Genomic DNA, 16,224 nt, shown 5'->3' on the forward strand with positions numbered 1-16,224 from the left:
GCAGGGATGCCAAAAACGGGAGCGCCCAGGGACGGCTTGAGCGATCCCGGAAGGCACCCACACAGATCCGCGTCCCGGATAGAGACCCCTCGCATCGATTTCCCGCCAAAGTGCGATGAACCAAAAAAAAGGCCACCCGGGGGGAGGTGGCCTTGGGGGTTCCTTCATTGCCTGAAGGAAGGGGGATATGCGTCGCTTAACGCCCTGGGGGAGGCGGTGACCATCCGTGGCCGGCGACGCAGATTTACTGTCTCATGATTTTTCGCCGCCGTGTGTAAAACAGATTTAAATGTGTTCGGGGGCGAAATCAGGCCGCTTGGCTTCACGGTGTTTTCATCATGGCGGCCTGAAACTTGTACAAGAACGACCACTTGTACAGGTACCACGCCATGGATCGCGAGCACCACGCCAAACCTCAGGACGACCGTATTCCGGTGGGCATCAGCGCCTGCCTTCAGGGCCAGGAGGTGCGCCACGACGGTGGCCACAAGCACTCCCGCTACTGCACCGAGGTGCTGTCCCGCTATTTCGATTTCCATTCCCTGTGCCCGGAGATGGGCGCCGGCCTGGGCGCGCCCCGCCAGGCTATGCATCTGGTGGATACCGACCAGGGCGTGCGCCTGAAGGCCACCCGTGGGGAGCAGGATTTCACCGACCTGATGAACGGCTTCGTGGACCGCACCCTGGAGGGGCTGGCCGGGCTGCGCGGTTTCGTGCTGATGGCCAAGTCGCCCAGCTGTGGCATGGCGCGTATCCGCGTGTACCGGGAGGACGGCGAAGTGGGGCGACGGGATGCCAGCGGCCTGTTCGCCGCCGCCCTGATGGCGCGCTATCCGCTGTTGCCGGTGGAGGAGGAGGGCCGCCTCAACGACGACCGTCTGCGTGAGAACTTCGTGGAGCGGGTGTTCGTTTACGACGACTGGCGCCGCCTGCGCGAGGCCGGGCTCACCGCCAAGGGGCTGATCGGTTTTCACAGCCGCCACAAATTCCAGTTGCTGGCCCACAGCGAGGTCACCTACCGGCGCCTGGGCCCGCTGCTGGCGGACCTCAAGAGCCGGCCGCTGGAGGAGATCGCCGACGACTATATCGGCGCCTTCATGCCGGCCATGGCCAGGCAGGTTTCCCCGGGCGCCCACGTCAACGCCATGCTCCACCTGGCCGGGTTCCTGCGCGACCACCTGGACGACGCGGACCGGCACCTGCTGCATGAGCAGATCGACGCCTATCACCGTGGCGACGTGCCCCTGGTGGTGCCCATGACCCTGCTGCGCGGCGCCCAACGCAAGGTGGCGCAGCCCTATCTGGCGCTGCAGGACTACCTGAACCCCTATCCGGACGCCCTCGGCCTCCGCAACCGGGTATGACCCCCATGGCGAGCAACGACTACAGCATCCAGGCGATCAGCGAGCGTACCGGCGTGCTGCCGGTGACCCTGCGCGCCTGGGAGCGGCGCTACGGGCTGATTCGCCCGGCGCGCACCGCCCGTGGCCATCGCCGCTACAGCGATGAGGATCTGGACCGTATCCGCCGGGTGTTGGGCTGGCTGGAGCGGGGCCTGCCGATCAGTCAGGTGCGGGCGGTGCTGGACGGGGAGGGCGGCCCGGTGCTGGCCGGTGATCCCTGGCGGTCCGCCGTGGAGGAGGCCTTGGCGGCCCTGGAGGCGCGCAATCTGCCGCGCCTGGAGCAGTGGTTCCAGCGCCAGGTGGCCGACTACGCGCTGGACAAGGTCCTCACGCACTGCTGCGACCCGTTGCGCGAGCATCTGCGGGCCCGGCCGGACGGCACCGCCGCCCGCTCGTTGCTGGACAGTTTTTTGCGCCAGAAGCTGGGTGGCCGGGCGCTGGCGCTGGCCCCCGGCCGTGCCGACCCGGCCTGGCTGGTGCTGGCGGTGGGTAATCCGCTGCCGGCGCTGAGCCGGGCGGTGCCGCGCGGCGTGCCGGTCTGGTGCCTGGAGGAGGCGCCGGCCTGGGGCGCCCTGGCGCCGTGGCTGGCGGACCCGCGCACCCGCGGGGTGCTGTGGGTGCTCGGCGAACATCCGGGCCGGCGCCGGGCGGAGCAGCTGTGGCCCGCCGACGCCGCCCCCGGCCTGCCGGTCTGGTGCACCGGCCCGGCGCTCACCGACGAATTGATCACCCCGCCCTGGTTGCGGCGGGTGCCCGGTGACCGGGCCGCGCTGTACGCCGCCTGGGACGCCCTGGGCGCCGGGCTCGACCAGAGCGGGCTTCAAGATACCCCTGCAAGAGGAGACGCCGGTGCGACTGGTGTGGTTTCGTAACGACTTGCGCTGTCACGGGCACACGCCCCTGACCCAGGCGCTGGCCGGCGGCGATCCGGTGATCGCCCTGTATCTGTTGTGCCCGCGGCAGTGGGACCAGCACGAGGTGGCGCCGCTGCGCCGCTGGTATGTGCTGGAAAGCCTGCTGGAACTGGGTGACAACCTGGCCGCCAAGGGCATCGATCTGCATGTGCTGGACGCCGGTGACTTCGACGGCGCCGCGGACACCCTGGCCGGCTTCGTGGCCGAGCACGGCGTTCGGGAAATTTTCTGCAACCGGGAGTACCCGCTCAACGAGCTGAACCGGGACCGGGCGGTGGCCCGGCGGCTGGAGCAGGACGGGGTGCGGCTGCACGGTTTCGACGACGGCGTGCTGGTGCCGCCGCGCACCCTGAGCACCGGCAAGGGCACGCCCTATACCGTGTTCACCGCCTACAAGAAACGCTGGGACCAGTGGATGGACGACGCCGACCGGTGCGCGGTGCCGGAGCCCGCCTGGCCGCAGCCGTCCGGCTCCTCGAACCAGGGCCGTTTCCATGGCCGTGACCGGGTGGCGGCGCTGCGCGACGGGTTGGACCTGCCGGAGAGCCTGACCCGGCCCTGGCGGCCCGGGGAAGCCGCCGCCTACCGGCAGCTCTACGACTTCGTGGAGCATCAGTTGGGCGACTACAAACGCTACCGGGACTTTCCCGCCGAGCCGGGCACCAGCGGCCTGTCCACGGCCCTGTCCGCCGGCACCCTGGCGCCCCTGGACGCCTACCTGGCGGCGCGCCGGGCGCTGGCCGACAGCGGCGCCCGGGAAGGCGCCGCCACCTGGATCGGCGAACTGGCCTGGCGCGACTTTTACCGCCAGATCATGCACCGCTTTCCGGCGCTGGCCACCGGCGCGCCGTTCCGACCGGAAACCCGGCTGTTGCAATGGAACGACAACGACGGGCATTTTCAAGCCTGGTGCGAGGGCCGCACCGGTTACCCGCTGGTGGACGCCGCCATGCGGCAACTGGTGCGTACCGGTTGGATGCACAACCGGCTGCGCATGTTGACCGCCATGTTTCTCAGCAAGCATCTGTTTATCGACTGGCACAGGGGCGAACGCTTTTTCATGCAGCATCTTATCGATGGCGATTTCGCCAGCAACAACGGCGGCTGGCAATGGAGTGCCTCCACCGGCACCGATGCCGCCCCATACTTCCGGGTGTTCAGCCCGATCCGCCAGAGCCAGCGTTTCGATCCGGACGGCCGCTTTATCGCCCGCTATGTGCCGGAGCTGGCCGAACTGGACAATGACAGCATCCACGAACCCTGGACCCAGCCGCTGCTGTGCCCGGACTACCCGGCGCCCATCGTCGCCCACAAGGGCGTCAAGGAACACGTTCAGCAAGCGTTCCGCCAGGCCGGTGACGCCTGGCGCCAGCAGGAGGGCGGCCAATGAGCCAGCGTATCGCGGTGATCGGCGCCGGCATCAGTGGTCTGACCGCCGCCTGGTATCTGGGCGAGCGGCACCAGGTCACGGTGTTCGAGGCGGAACCGGAGCCCGGCGGCCACACCTACACCCTGGACGTGCACCGGGACCACGGCGACTATGCGGTGGACATGGGCTTTATTGTCTTCAATGACCGCACCTACCCGAACTTCGAAGCGCTGCTGTCGGAACTGGGCATCGGCCGCCAGCCCACCGCCATGGGCTTCGCGGTGAGCGACGCGGCCAGCGGGGTGGAATACTGCGGCGACGGCCTGGCGGGCTTTTTCGGCCAGCGCCGCAACTGGCTGCGCCCCGGCCACTGGCGTCTGCTCGCCGACATTCTGCGCTTCAACCGGGAAGCGCCGGCACTGCTGGAGCAGAGCCAGGGCGAGCTGCCCCTGGGCGAGTACCTGCGCGCCCGGGGCTACGGCGAAGCGTTCCGGCGCCACTACATCCTGCCCATGGGCGGCGCCATCTGGTCCTGTTCCCTGGCGCAGATGGAGGCGTTTCCGGCCCGTTTTTTCGTGCGCTTCTTTATCAATCACGGCCTGCTGGCCCTGCGCAATCGCCCGCAGTGGTACGTGGTGCCCGGCGGATCGCGCAGCTATGTGACCGCCCTCCGGCAGCGCTGCCAGGCGCAGATCCGCACCGCCACGCCGGTGCGTCAGGTACGCCGCGATGAACAGGGCGTGACCCTGACCCTGGACGGCGCCAGCGAGCGCTTCGACCAGGTGATCCTGGCCTGCCACAGCGACCAGGCCCGGGCTCTGCTGGCCGACCCGGACCCGCGCGAGCGGGACTGCCTGGCGCGGCTGCCGTACCAAAGCAACGACGTGGTGCTGCACACCGACACCCGGCTGCTGCCCCGCCAGCGGCGGGTCTGGTCAAGCTGGAACGCGCTGCTCGGCGAGGCCGGCGACGACCAGCCGGTGCAGGTCACCTACAACATGAACATCCTGCAGGGCCTGGAGGCGCCGGAAACCTTCTGTGTAACGCTCAACGCCGGCGACCGCATCGATCCGCAACGGGTGCTGCACCGGGTGCGTTTCGACCATCCGCTGTTCACCCTGGACGGGCTGGCGGCCCGCGACACCCTGCTGGCGGACAACGGTGCCCGCCGCACCTGGTTCTGCGGGGCCTGGTGCCGCAACGGTTTCCACGAGGACGGGGTGGCCTCGGCGCTGGCGGTGGTCAAGGGTCTGGAGGGCGCGCCGTGATTCCCCGTTTCGCGCTGGCCCGGGGCCATGTCTGGCACCGCCGCTTCACCCCGGTGGACCACCGCTTCCGCTATCCGCTGTGGCTGGTGTGGTGTGACCTGGATGCCACCGATGAACTGGTTCGGCGCCACCCCGGCTGGGGGCGCCGCTGGCGGCCGGTGACCTTCCGGGATCGGGATTTCGTCGATCCGCAGGACCTCCCCCTGGACCACAAAGTGCGCGCCAAGGCCGCCGAGCTGGGCCTGGACTGGAGCGCCGGCCGGGTCTGCATGCTTGGCCAGTGGCGCACCTTCGGCGTGTTGTTCAATCCGCTGGTGCTGTATTTCCATTTCGCCGATGGCGAGGACAAGCCGGATGCGGCGCTGGCGGAGGTGCGTAACACCCCCTGGCGGGAGCGGCATTTCTACCCGCTGCGGTTCCGTCAGGAGAACGGGGATCAGGTGGTCGAACACGACAAAACCTTCCACGTGTCGCCGTTTTTACCCCTGGCGTTGCGCTACCACTGGACCCTTCACGCCCTATTTCCCGCCTTCCGCCTAACGTTGCGGGACCAGGACGGTGAGCAGACGGTGTTCGCCGCCGGCCTGGATCTGGCCATGCTCGAGGCCCGCCCGCCGGCGATGACGGCGGTGATCGCCCGCTTCGGGGCCCAGGGGGTTCGCACCCTGGCGGGGATTTACTGGCAGGCTTGGAAACTCTGGCGCAAGGGCGTGCGGGTGTACGCGCACCCTGGCGCCGGGGACGGGGACGGTGAGAATGGAGACAAAACACATGATGGACGGTGAAAAAGCCCTGGCGACTCAGCGCCCGTCCTGGATGCAGGGTGTGGCGAGAAAGCAGGTGCAGGCGCACCTGGCGAAGCTGCCCCACGGCGGCGTGACGCTGCGCGAGCCGGACGGGGAAGTGGTGGTGATCGGCGACGCGGCATATTTCGGCGCGGAGATCGAAATCCACCACTGGGACACCTACCGGGCAATGATGACCGGCGGCTCCCTGGGCGCGGCGGAAGCCTATATGGCCGGCGCCTGGGACAGCCCGGATTTGCTGGCGGTGATCCGCTATTTCGCCGCCAACGTGGAGGCCATGCAAGCCATGGAAGCCGGCGCCGCGCTGCTGGCCCGGCCGGCCCTGAAGCTGCTGCACACCCTCAATCGCAACTCGCCGGCGGGCTCGCGCCGCAACATCGCCGCCCATTACGACCTGGGCAACGACTTCTTCGCCCTGTTCCTGGACCGCAGCATGATGTACTCCAGCGCGGTCTACCCGGAGGTGGACGCGGACCTGGAAACCGCCTCCGAGTACAAGCTGGAACGGATCTGCCAGCGCCTGGAGCTGGCCCCCGGCCAGCACCTGCTGGAGATCGGCACCGGCTGGGGCGGGCTGGCCCTGTACGCCGCCCGCCACCATGGCGTGCGGGTGACCACCACCACCATTTCCCGGGAACAGGCCCGCTACGCCCGCGAGCAGGTGCGCGCCGCCGGCCTGGAAGACCGTATCGAGGTGCTGGAAAAGGACTACCGCGACCTGGACGGCAAGTACGACCGGGTGGTGTCCGTGGAGATGATCGAGGCGGTGGGGCACCAGTATCTGGACGGCTATTTCCGGGTGCTGGGCGAGCGGCTCAAGCCCGACGGGCTGCTGCTTTTGCAGGCCATCACCGTGCCCGACCAGCGCTACCGTTATGCCCGTGACCGGGTGGATTTCATCAAGCGCTATATTTTCCCGGGCGGCTTCCTGCCGTCGGTGTCGGTGATGTGTCAGGGGCTGCGCGACAACACCGCGCTGATGCCGCTGGCCCTGGACGATATCGGTGAACACTACGGCCGCACCCTGGCGGACTGGCGCGAGCGCTTCCTGCGCGCGCTGCCCCGCATCCGCGAGCTGGGCTTCGACGATCGCTTCTGCCGGATGTGGGATTACTATCTGTGCTACTGCCAGGGGGCCTTCATGGAGCGCGCCATCAGCACCGTGCATCTGCTGGCGGCGGGGCCCGGTTACCGCCCCCGGCAACGGCTGAACTGAGCGGCCTGCGTCGCTTTTGACCATGGCCGGGGTGCGGCCCTGATCAATATGGTATAGTTTGCCGTCCGCGCCCCGGTGGCCACCCCGCCGGCGGTGTCCCAAGACCCAGAACAAAGCCCCCTATCCGGGGCGGTATTGCCGTATGACTGCACAGGCTCAAGAGATCGTGCGCGCCCATCTGGCGGGCACCGGGGATCAGCCCGAACTCACCGACGATCAACGCGCACTGTACCGGCGCCGCATTAAGGAACGGTTACAGCAGCGCGACGCCGTGATGGTGGCGCACTATTACACCGACCCGGAAATCCAGGCCCTGGCCGAGGAAACCGGCGGCTGCGTGGCCGACTCCCTGGAGATGGCCCGCTTCGGCCGCGACCACCCGGCCAGCACGCTGATCGTGGAAGGCGTGCGCTTCATGGGCGAGACCGCCAAGATTCTCAGCCCCGAGAAGCGGGTGTTCATGCCCACCCTGGAAGCCACCTGCTCCCTGGACATCGGCTGCCCGGAGGATGAGTTCGCCGCCTTCTGCGACCAGCACCCGGACCGCACCGTGGTGGTCTACGCCAATACCTCGGCGGCGGTGAAAGCCCGCGCCGACTGGGTGGTGACCTCGTCCATCGCGGTGGAACTGATCGAATACCTGGACCAGCGCGGCGAAAAAATCCTGTGGGCCCCGGACAAACACCTGGGCAGATATGTGCGCGCCAAGACCGGCGCCGACGTGCTGTGCTGGGACGGCGCCTGCATCGTCCATGAGGAATTCAAGGCCCAGGGGCTGCTCGACCTGAAGGCCGCCCACCCGGGCGCGGCGGTGCTGGTGCACCCGGAATCGCCGGCGGCGGTGGTGGAGATCGCCGACGTGGTGGGCTCCACCTCGCAGCTGATCAAGGCCGCCACCGAGATGGCCAACGACCGCTTTATCGTCGCCACCGACAAGGGCATCTTCTACAAGATGCAGCAACTGGCGCCGCACAAGACCTTCGTGGAAGCGCCCACCGGCGGCAGCGGCGCCCAATGCCGCAGCTGCGCCCACTGCCCATGGATGGCCATGAACGGCCTGGAAAACACCCTGGCGGTGCTGGAAGACGACAACGGCTGCGGCCAGGAAATTTTCGTCGACCCGGCCCTGGCGGCAAAAGCCATGAAGCCCCTGGACCGCATGCTCGATTTCGGCGCCAGCCTGAAAAAATAGCCAACCCGACATCGCGGCTGAAGCCGCTCCTACAGTGTCAGTGTGTTGTAGGAGCGGCTTCAGCCGCGATAGCCCCCGCCTAGAACTCCTCCGTCGACAGCCGCTCCATCTCATCCCCTCGGGCGGTCAGCTTGCTGCGCAGGGAGAACTGATCGCCGGCTTCCTTGAGCGCGAACTCCATTTGCCGCAACGCCTGGTCGTCCCGGCCGCGCAGGAACAGCACCTCGGCCCGGGCCCGGTGGGCCCGGGCCTGGTCGCCGGTGTTGCCCCAGGCATCGGCGGCCATGGACCAGACACCCGGGTCGCCGGGGCGGGACAGCACCAGCGGCTCCAGCAGCGGCAACGCCTGCTCCGGTTGCTTGGAGAGCAGATAGGCGCGGGCCATCACCAGGGAGGTGGCGTAGTCTCGCGGATTCACGTCCAGCAGCCGGCGGCCGCGCTCGATCACCGCCGGGTAGCGGCCCTGGTCCAGATCCACTTCCATAAGGCCGAGCTGATACCAGGGCTGGAAACCGTCCTCATCGGCGATCAGGTCGTTGAACGCCTTGCGGGCCGCGTCATAGCGGTCGGCGCGCAGTTCCGTCAGCGCCAGGCCGTAGCGGGCCGCCTGGGCCTCCAGGCCGCTGACCTTCTTGAGGCGCTCCTGAAAATACTGGCGGGCCCGTTCCGGGGTTTCGAAATAGCGGGCCTGGACGCGGGCGCGCACCAGCTCGAAGGGCAGGCTGGGGGCGGTCTCCGGGTGCGGCAGGTTGCGCGCCCGGGCGCGGGAATCCGCCACCCGTTCCTCGGTGAGTGGGTGAGTAAGCAGAAACTCCGGCGGATCGCCGGCGTAGCGCTGCTGTTCCAGCATGCGCTCGAAGAAGCGCGGCATGGCGGAGGGGTCCATGCCGGCGTTGGCCAGGGTCTGCATGCCCACCCGGTCGGCTTCGTATTCGTTCTGCCGGGAGTAGGCCAGCTGCGACTGGATCGAGGCCGCCTGGGTGGCGGCCATGCCGGCCATGCCGGCGTCGGCGGCGCCGGCCACCGCCAGGGCGATACTGGCCAGCATGGCGGCCAGCACCGCCGGGCCACGACGTTTGGAATCCAGATAGCGGCGTGCAAAATGACGCTGGCTGACGTGGGCGATTTCGTGGGCCACCACGCCGGCCACCTCGTCCTCGGATTCGGCATTGAGGAACAGCCCCGCGTTCAGGCCGATCACCCCGCCGGGCACCGCGAAGGCATTGATGGCGCTGCTGTTGATCACCACTATGGCCAGATCCGGTTCGTTCAGATCACTGTAGGAGGCCAGCCGGTAGACCAGGCTTTCCACATACTCCTGAACCAGGGCATCATCCATGATCGGTGTCTGGCCGCGCAGTTGGCGCAGCCAGGCGCGGCCCAGGCGATGTTCCTGGTCCGGGGACATCACCGCCACGGTGGGGTCGCCCAGTTCCGGCAGATCGTTGGCGGACTGCGCCTGGCCCGCCGCCGACAGCAGGCACAGCAGGAAAAGCAGGCTCAGACGGGTGACGGCGATCAAAGTGAACTCCTCTGAACTATATTGATCAGTACCTTATAATGACGGCCCCGGCGCAAGGATCACACCATGGAAACAACATTTTTGGATGCCCGAGGGCTGAACTGCCCGCTGCCGTTGCTGAAGACCCGCCAGGCTCTGCGTGGCCTGCCGGTCGGGTCTCTGCTTGAGGTGGCGGCCAGCGATGCCGGCTCGGCACGGGACATTCCCGCCTACCTTCGACAATCTCCCCATGAGCTGGTTCGCCACGACGACCACCAGGGCGAGTTTCGCTTTGTGATTCGCCGTGGCGAGGAAGACGCCGCGCGACAAGGGGCGCGCTGATGCTGGACGTGCTCAAGGGTTGGTTCAATACCTGGTTCTCCGACGACGAGGCGGTCTACCTGCTGGTGGTGCTGGTGGTGGGCTTCGCCGTGGTGGTGCTGTTCGGCGGCATGCTGGCGCCGGTGCTCACCGCGCTGGTGCTGGCCTACCTGATGCAGGGGCTGGTCACCCAACTCACCCGCCTGGGGCTGCCCACCAGGCTGTCCGTGAATCTGGTGTTCCTGCTGTTTCTGGCGGCGCTGACCATGGTGCTGGTGGTGGTGATGCCGATGGTGTGGCGGCAGACCGTGTTGCTGGTGCGCGACCAGTTGCCCTACATCGTGCACAACGCGGAGACCTGGCTGCGGGCGCTGCCGGACCGCTACCCGGAAATGGTGTCCATGGAGCAGGTCAACACCCTGGTCAACGTGACCCAGCGGGAGATGGCCCAGTTCGGCCAGTCGGTGCTGACCCTGTCGCTGTCGTCGATCCCCAACGTGCTGGATATCCTGGTGTTCCTGGTGCTGGTGCCGGTGCTGGTGTTCTTCTTTCTCAAGGACCGGCAACTGCTGGTGGGCTGGCTGCTGGGCTTTCTGCCGCAGCGTCGGCGCATTCTGTCCCATGTCTGGGACGAGATGGACCAGCAGATCGCCAACTATGTGCGTGGCAAGGCGGTGGAGATCCTGCTGGTGGGGGCCACCACCTTCCTGGCGTTCCTGTTCCTGGGGCTCAATTACACCGTGCTGCTGGCGGTACTGGTGGGCTTCTCGGTGCTGATTCCCTATATCGGCGCCACCATCGTCACCCTGCCGGTGGCGGCGGTGGGCTACCTGCAGTTCGGCTGGAGCGGTGATTTTGCCCTGGTGATGGTGGTGTACGGGGTGATTCAGTTTATCGACGGCAATATTCTGGTGCCGTTGCTGTTCTCCGAGGCGGTCAATCTGCACCCGGTGGCGATCATTACCGCCATTCTGTTCTTCGGTGGCATCTGGGGGCTGTGGGGAGTGTTCTTCGCCATTCCGCTGGCCACGCTGCTCAAGGCGGTGATCAACGCCTGGCCGCGCCGGCCGTTGCCGGCGGAACCGGAGGGGTAGGGGGGATCGCGGCTGAAGCGGTACGCCGCCCGGCCGCTCCTACAGCGTGGTCGTTGTAGGAGCGGCTTTAGCCGCGATAAAAGGCGTCAGAATCGGTACTGACCGCCGTCGATGCCTTGCTGGATTTCCGGGGTAAGCGGCTGGTAGGCGCTTTCGCCGGGCAGCAGCACGTAGACTGGATCGTCCACCTGGTTCAGGTCGTACTTCTCTTCCTTGAGTTTGTTTTTCTGGTGCTTGAAGGTGCCGGTGGTTTCCACGCCGTGGTCGGTGATACGCAGGAACACCGGGATCGCGTAGGGGGGCAGATCCCGTTGCAGGCCGGCGGTGAATGCGGCCCAGTCCACCTCGCCATGGGCCCGGTCCAGGCGCAGTTCCGCCATGCCGGCGCGGCCGTTGGTGCCGGGGATTTCCACCCCGTAAACCACGGACTCCACCACTTCGTCGGCGCCGTCGAGAATCTGCTCCACCTCGGTGGTGGACACGTTCTCGCCCTTCCAGCGGAAGGTGTCACCCAGGCGGTCCACGAACTGGGCATGGCGGAAGCCGATGTCGCGCATCATGTCGCCGGTGTTGAACCAGGCGTCGCCCTTCTTGAACACATCCCGGAAGATCGCCTTCTCGGTTTTTTCCTGGTCGGTGTAGCCGTCGAACGGGGTCTTGTCGGTGATCTCGCCGAGCATCAGGCCGGATTCGCCCTTGCTCACCTTGATCATGTGGCCTTTCTTATCCAGCACCGGCTTGTCCGCTTCCTTGTCGTATTTGACGATGGCGTAGCTGACCGGCGAGAAGCCCACGGTGTTGTCGAAGTTGAACACATTGGTGAACGCCACGTTGCCCTCGGAGGAGGCGTACAGCTCCACCACGCGCTCGATGTCGAAGCGGTTCTTGAACTGCTTCCAGATGCTCGGGCGCAGGCCGTTGCCGACGATCACCCGCACCGGGTTGTTGGCGTCGTCCGGCTTCTCCGGCTGCTCGTGCAGGTAGCGGCACAGCTCGCCCACATAGCCGAAGGCGGTGCAGTTGTGCTTACGCACGTCGTCCCAGAAACGGCTGGCGGAGAACTTGCGGGCCACCGCCAGGCCGCCGTGGCCGGCGATCACCGAGGCCCAGCAGATCACCATGCCGGTGGCATGGTAGAAGGGCAGGGTGCAGTACAACCGGTCGTCCTTGCCGAGACGCACGGCGGAGAAACCGAAGGCGCCGTAGGCTTTTTCCCAGCGGCCGTGTTTGAACACCACCGCCTTGGGCAGGCCGGTGGTGCCGGAGGTGTAGATGTAGAACAGCGGATCGTTCAGGAAGGTCTGGTGGGTGCTGGCCGGATTCTCGCTGGAGCAATCCTTGATCTCGGTGGCCAGGTTGGTGAACCCCTCCGGCGCGGTGCCCGGGTTGGCCAGGGTGTCCTGGTCGGCGAGGAAGAAGAAGTTTTTCTTCAGGTCCAGTTCGTCACGGATTTCCTGGATGGTCTCCACCAGTTCCTCGCCGACGATCACCGCCTTGGGCTCCACCAGGTTGACGCTGTGCACCAGCACCTTGCCTTTCTGGGAAGTATTGAGCAGCGCCGCGCACACGCCCAGCTTGGCGCAGCCCAGCACGGTGGCCAGCAGCTCCGGGCGGTTCTCGATGTCCACCGCCACGGTGTCGCCTTTCTTCAGACCAATGGAGGCCAGGTAATCGGCGATGCGGTTGGCCCAGGCGTTGAACTGCTTGTAGGTGAGCTCCCGGTCCTCGTAGAGAATGGCGATACCATTGGGGTTTTGCTCGGTGGCATGCTCGAAGGCCACGCCCAGCCCCAGCGGGGTGGTGGCGTCGGTGTTCTTGCTCATTTTCGAGCCCTTGATCAGACCGGGCAGATTGCCGATCACTTCGGGCACCTTGGACAGCAGCTTGGGCAACGTAATTACGTCGGCGTTGCTCATGGGGTCTCCATTAATCCGTGTTCTTGGAATGCCCGGATCGTGCCGGGAGCTCGGGTTGGCGGCCACTCGCTTACCGGGGGCCACCGTAACAAAGCCTGTACCTCTTGTGTGAACAGGCTCTGAAAGCGTTGCAAAGGGCGCCCGCTGGGCCGTGAAAGCGGGGATACCTTAACCCCCGCTTCGTATACCAGCAAGCAAACCCGGGCCCTGAACGCGACCCGTGAGTCGCGCCGAAGCCGGGGTTATTGAAGCACATTTTGGCACTATGGTCCCGCCACGGGAGCTTCGCCCACTTGTCATCCGGTGACAATTCCTCCGGTCCCGAGGAGGTTACGGCTGGTCGGGGGTCACGGTGACCAACAGTTGCTGGCGGCGAACCTGGGCACCGGCGGTGGCGTCCACCGCCGCCACCACGCCATCGCAATCCGCCGTCAAAGAGTGCTCCATTTTCATCGCTTCCAGTACCGCGATAACTTGGCCGCGGGTGACCCGATCGCCCGTCGCCACGGCCACCTCGGTGAGCGCGCCGTCCATCGGCGCCTGAATCCGGCCGGACCCGGGGCCGTCCACACCGGCCCCGGCGCGGTGGGTATGGTCCTCGAACCGCACCCGCAGGGTGCCGTCCTGCAGCCACAGCCGGGCGCCGTCCCGCCACCAGCGATAGTGCCGGCGCACGCCGTCCAGGGTGGCCACCAGGCCGCCGTCCGGGTCCACCCGCTCCAGGGTCAGGTCCGGGCCGTCGCGCAGCCCGTCCGGGGTCAGATAGAGGGTGCGTTCCTCGCCGGCGGCGGCCAGCACCAGCGGCTGGGCGCCCAGGCCGCTGGAATGCCAGCCGGCGTAGCCCGGGCCGCCCGGCGCCGAGCGGGACGGGCCCTGCCGGCCCAGCAGCAGCGCCGCCAGCCCCCACAGCGCCGCCGGTGGCGCCAGCGGACTGAGCGCCGGGTCGTCGGCGAAATCACCGCCGATAAAGGCGGTGGTGGCGTCGCCGGCGGCGAAGCTTGGATGGCGCAGAATCGCCGCCAGGAAACGGCGGTTGTCGTCCAGCCCCATCAATTCGGTCTCTTCCACGGCGCGCAGCAGCCGCCGGCGGGCCTCGTCCCGGCTGGCGCCCACCGCGATGATCTTGGCCAGCATCGGGTCGTAGTGGCTGCCCACCCGGGCGCCGTCCACCAGGCCGTGGTCCACCCGCACCCCTTCGCCCCGGCCCGGGCGCCAGCGCCCCACGGTGCCGGTTTGCGGCAGGTAGTTGCGCGCCGGGTCCTCGGCGTACAGGCGCACCTCCATGGCATGGCCGGTGATGGTCACCTGCTCCTGGCTGAGCGGCAGCGGTTCGCCGGCGGCCACCCGCAGCTGCCAGGCCACCAGATCCTGGCCGGTGACCAGCTCGGTGACCGGGTGTTCCACCTGCAGCCGGGTGTTCATTTCCAGAAAGTAGAAGTCACCGTTGTCCGCCAGCAGAAACTCCACCGTGCCGGCGCCCACGTAATCGCAGGCCCGGGCGGCGTTCACCGCCGCCTCGCCCATGCGCGCGCGCAACGCCGGGTCCACCGCCGGGGAGGGCGCTTCCTCCACCACCTTCTGGTGGCGGCGCTGCACCGAGCAGTCCCGCTCGCCCAGATGGATCACATTGCCCTGGCGGTCGCCGAACACCTGGATTTCCACATGGCGGGGATTGACCACCGCCCGCTCCAGGATCAGTTCGTCGTTGCCGAAACTGTTGGTCGCCTCCTGGCGGGCGCTTTTCAGCTGGGCGGCGATGTCGGCGGCGTCGGTGACCACGCGCATGCCGCGTCCGCCGCCGCCGGCGCTGGCCTTGATCATCAGCGGCAGGCCCACCCGCTGCGCTTCGCGGATCAGGGTGTCGTCGTCCTGGGCCTCGCCCTGGTAGCCGGGCACGCAGGGCACGCCGGCTTCCTGCATGGCGATCTTGGACAGGCGCTTGGAGCCCATCAGCCGGATCGCCGCCGGCGGCGGCCCGATAAAGGCGATGCCGGCGCCCTCGCAGGCCTCGGCGAAGTCCGCGTTTTCCGACAGGAAACCGTAGCCGGGATGGACCGCGTCGGCGCCGGTGCGCCGGCAGGCGTCCAGCAACGCGGCCACGTTCAGATAGGATTGGGTGGCCGCCGCCGGGCCGATGCACACCGCCTCATCGGCCAGCGCCACATGGCGGGCGTCGGCGTCCGCCTCGGAGAACACCGCCACCGTGCGGTAGCCCAGGGATTGCGCCGAGGCGATCACCCGGCAGGCGATTTCGCCCCGGTTGGCGATCAGTACTTTCTCAAAGCTCATCGGTGGTTCCTTGTCGTTTGTTCGCGGCCGGGTGGTTGTTGTGGTGGGTTGGGTTTGATCGCGGCTGAAGCCGCTCCTACAGCAGTTCCCATCATGGTAGGAGCGACTTCAGTCGCGATCCTGAGCCCAAGCCGGCGCCCGTTTCTGCACGAAGGCCAGTGTGCCTTCCTGACCTTCATCACCGTTCACCGCGTCGGCGAATTCCCGGGCGGCCCGGTCCAGCAGTTCGTCCATGGGCATCTGGTCCACGTCCAGCACCAGGGCCTTGGTGGCGCGGTTGGCGCCGGGGGCGCAGCGGCGCACCTGGGTGAGTTGCTCGGCCAGCTTGCGGTCCAGTTCCTCGGCGGAGTCCGCCACTTCGTGCACCAGCCCCAGGGCCAGCGCCCGGTGGCCGTCGAAGCGGGCGCCGGTGAGCGCCAGCCGGCGGGCCTGGGTGAGGCCCACCCGGCGCACCACGAACGGCGCGATCTGGGCGGGAATCACACCGAGCCCGGTTTCCGGCAGGGCGAAGCGGGCGTCACCGGCGGCCAGGGCCAGGTCGGACACGCAGGCCAGGCCGAAGCCGCCGCCCATCACCGCCCCTTCCAGCACCGCCACCAGCACCGCCGGCAACCGGTTGGCCCGGGTGATCATTTCCCCGAACCGGCGGTTGAGCCGGAAGAACGCCTCCGGGTCGCCCCCGGCGGCTTTCTGGCGGGCGCCGGCCATGTCCTTGATATCGCCGCCGGCGCAGAAATGCCCCCCGGCGCCACGCAGCACCAGGGCCCGCACCCCGGCGTCCGCCTCCACCAGGTCGAACACCGCCAGCAACTCCTCCACCATGGCCAGACTCATGGCGTTGCGCGCCTCCGGCCGGTTCAGGGTGACGTGCAGAACGCCTTTGTCACGGGTCAGGAGTAGGGTTTTGGTTTCAGGTAGCTTCATGGTCTCTTCCA

General features: G+C 67.5%; 13 protein-coding genes. 9 read left to right on the top strand and 4 right to left on the bottom strand.

Annotated elements, in window-relative coordinates; translation table 11 throughout:
• Positions 1-389: 389 nt before the first annotated feature.
• The 7 genes from FGS76_RS03310 (at position 390) to nadA (ending at position 8,168) form a co-directional block, all read left to right on the top strand.
• The gene (locus FGS76_RS03310; protein WP_138771209.1) at positions 390-1,364 is read left to right on the top strand and encodes a YbgA family protein; all 975 of its coding nucleotides are present in this window, start codon (positions 390-392) and stop codon (positions 1,362-1,364) included.
• Between the two features lie 5 nt (positions 1,365-1,369).
• Positions 1,370-2,275, top strand: coding sequence for a MerR family transcriptional regulator (locus FGS76_RS19520; protein ID WP_240692395.1), 906 nt, complete (start codon positions 1,370-1,372; stop codon positions 2,273-2,275).
• Complete coding sequence (locus tag FGS76_RS03320; RefSeq protein ID WP_138771210.1) at positions 2,253-3,707, top strand: cryptochrome/photolyase family protein; 1,455 nt, start codon at positions 2,253-2,255, stop codon at positions 3,705-3,707. Before FGS76_RS19520 ends, FGS76_RS03320 begins: the two co-directional genes overlap by 23 nt.
• Positions 3,704-4,954 (top strand): NAD(P)/FAD-dependent oxidoreductase, encoded by a 1,251-nt coding sequence (locus FGS76_RS03325; protein ID WP_138771211.1) that lies wholly within the window; start codon positions 3,704-3,706, stop codon positions 4,952-4,954. The genes FGS76_RS03320 and FGS76_RS03325 overlap by 4 nt, the downstream gene beginning before the upstream one ends.
• Complete coding sequence (locus FGS76_RS03330; RefSeq protein ID WP_138771212.1) at positions 4,951-5,739, top strand: DUF1365 domain-containing protein; 789 nt, start codon at positions 4,951-4,953, stop codon at positions 5,737-5,739. The genes FGS76_RS03325 and FGS76_RS03330 overlap by 4 nt, the downstream gene beginning before the upstream one ends.
• A complete protein-coding gene (locus FGS76_RS03335) occupies positions 5,711-6,976 on the top strand; it encodes an SAM-dependent methyltransferase (protein WP_240692396.1) in 1,266 nt (421 codons plus the stop codon). The genes FGS76_RS03330 and FGS76_RS03335 overlap by 29 nt, the downstream gene beginning before the upstream one ends.
• 142 nt (positions 6,977-7,118) lie before the next feature.
• Positions 7,119-8,168 (top strand): quinolinate synthase NadA, encoded by a 1,050-nt coding sequence (gene nadA, locus FGS76_RS03340; protein ID WP_138771213.1) that lies wholly within the window; start codon positions 7,119-7,121, stop codon positions 8,166-8,168.
• Between the two features lie 79 nt (positions 8,169-8,247).
• Here the strand turns inward: nadA and FGS76_RS03345 are convergent, their stop codons facing one another.
• Positions 8,248-9,690 (bottom strand): M48 family metalloprotease, encoded by a 1,443-nt coding sequence (locus FGS76_RS03345; protein WP_240692397.1) that lies wholly within the window; start codon positions 9,688-9,690, stop codon positions 8,248-8,250.
• A 66-nt stretch (positions 9,691-9,756) separates the two neighbouring features.
• Here FGS76_RS03345 and FGS76_RS03350 point away from each other — a divergent pair, with 66 nt between their 5' ends.
• Positions 9,757-10,011 (top strand): sulfurtransferase TusA family protein, encoded by a 255-nt coding sequence (locus FGS76_RS03350; protein WP_138771214.1) that lies wholly within the window; start codon positions 9,757-9,759, stop codon positions 10,009-10,011.
• Positions 10,011-11,084, top strand: a complete 1,074-nt coding sequence (locus FGS76_RS03355) for an AI-2E family transporter (protein WP_138771215.1) — start codon at positions 10,011-10,013, stop codon at positions 11,082-11,084. Before FGS76_RS03350 ends, FGS76_RS03355 begins: the two co-directional genes overlap by 1 nt.
• A gap of 86 nt (positions 11,085-11,170) precedes the next feature.
• On the opposite strand, the gene FGS76_RS03360 is transcribed toward FGS76_RS03355, so the two are convergent.
• The 3 genes from FGS76_RS03360 to FGS76_RS03370 all read right to left on the bottom strand — a co-directional run bounded on the left by FGS76_RS03360 (position 11,171) and on the right by FGS76_RS03370 (position 16,213).
• Positions 11,171-13,000, bottom strand: coding sequence for a long-chain-acyl-CoA synthetase (locus FGS76_RS03360; RefSeq protein WP_138771216.1), 1,830 nt, complete (start codon positions 12,998-13,000; stop codon positions 11,171-11,173).
• A 330-nt stretch (positions 13,001-13,330) separates the two neighbouring features.
• The gene (locus FGS76_RS03365; RefSeq protein WP_138771217.1) at positions 13,331-15,289 is read right to left on the bottom strand and encodes an acetyl/propionyl/methylcrotonyl-CoA carboxylase subunit alpha; all 1,959 of its coding nucleotides are present in this window, start codon (positions 15,287-15,289) and stop codon (positions 13,331-13,333) included.
• A 108-nt stretch (positions 15,290-15,397) separates the two neighbouring features.
• A complete protein-coding gene (locus FGS76_RS03370) occupies positions 15,398-16,213 on the bottom strand; it encodes an enoyl-CoA hydratase/isomerase family protein (RefSeq protein WP_138771218.1) in 816 nt (271 codons plus the stop codon).
• Between the last annotated feature and the right edge of the window lie 11 nt (positions 16,214-16,224).

Origin of the sequence: Alloalcanivorax gelatiniphagus (genome assembly GCF_005938655.1) — a bacterium.
GTDB classification, from domain to species: domain Bacteria; phylum Pseudomonadota; class Gammaproteobacteria; order Pseudomonadales; family Alcanivoracaceae; genus Alloalcanivorax; species Alloalcanivorax gelatiniphagus.

Excerpts from the sequence above, each read along its gene's own strand:
- FGS76_RS03335 (WP_240692396.1), top strand. The coding sequence starts at position 5,711 with ATGGAGACAAAACACATGATGGACGGTGAAAAAGCCCTGGCGACTCAG.
- FGS76_RS03365 (WP_138771217.1), bottom strand. The coding sequence starts at position 15,289 with ATGAGCTTTGAGAAAGTACTGATCGCCAACCGGGGCGAAATCGCCTGC.
- FGS76_RS03360 (WP_138771216.1), bottom strand. The coding sequence starts at position 13,000 with ATGAGCAACGCCGACGTAATTACGTTGCCCAAGCTGCTGTCCAAGGTG.
- nadA (WP_138771213.1), top strand. The coding sequence starts at position 7,119 with ATGACTGCACAGGCTCAAGAGATCGTGCGCGCCCATCTGGCGGGCACC.
- FGS76_RS03350 (WP_138771214.1), top strand. The coding sequence starts at position 9,757 with ATGGAAACAACATTTTTGGATGCCCGAGGGCTGAACTGCCCGCTGCCG.
- FGS76_RS03310 (WP_138771209.1), top strand. The coding sequence starts at position 390 with ATGGATCGCGAGCACCACGCCAAACCTCAGGACGACCGTATTCCGGTG.
- FGS76_RS03370 (WP_138771218.1), bottom strand. The coding sequence starts at position 16,213 with ATGAAGCTACCTGAAACCAAAACCCTACTCCTGACCCGTGACAAAGGC.
- FGS76_RS03355 (WP_138771215.1), top strand. The coding sequence starts at position 10,011 with ATGCTGGACGTGCTCAAGGGTTGGTTCAATACCTGGTTCTCCGACGAC.
- FGS76_RS19520 (WP_240692395.1), top strand. The coding sequence starts at position 1,370 with ATGGCGAGCAACGACTACAGCATCCAGGCGATCAGCGAGCGTACCGGC.
- FGS76_RS03325 (WP_138771211.1), top strand. The coding sequence starts at position 3,704 with ATGAGCCAGCGTATCGCGGTGATCGGCGCCGGCATCAGTGGTCTGACC.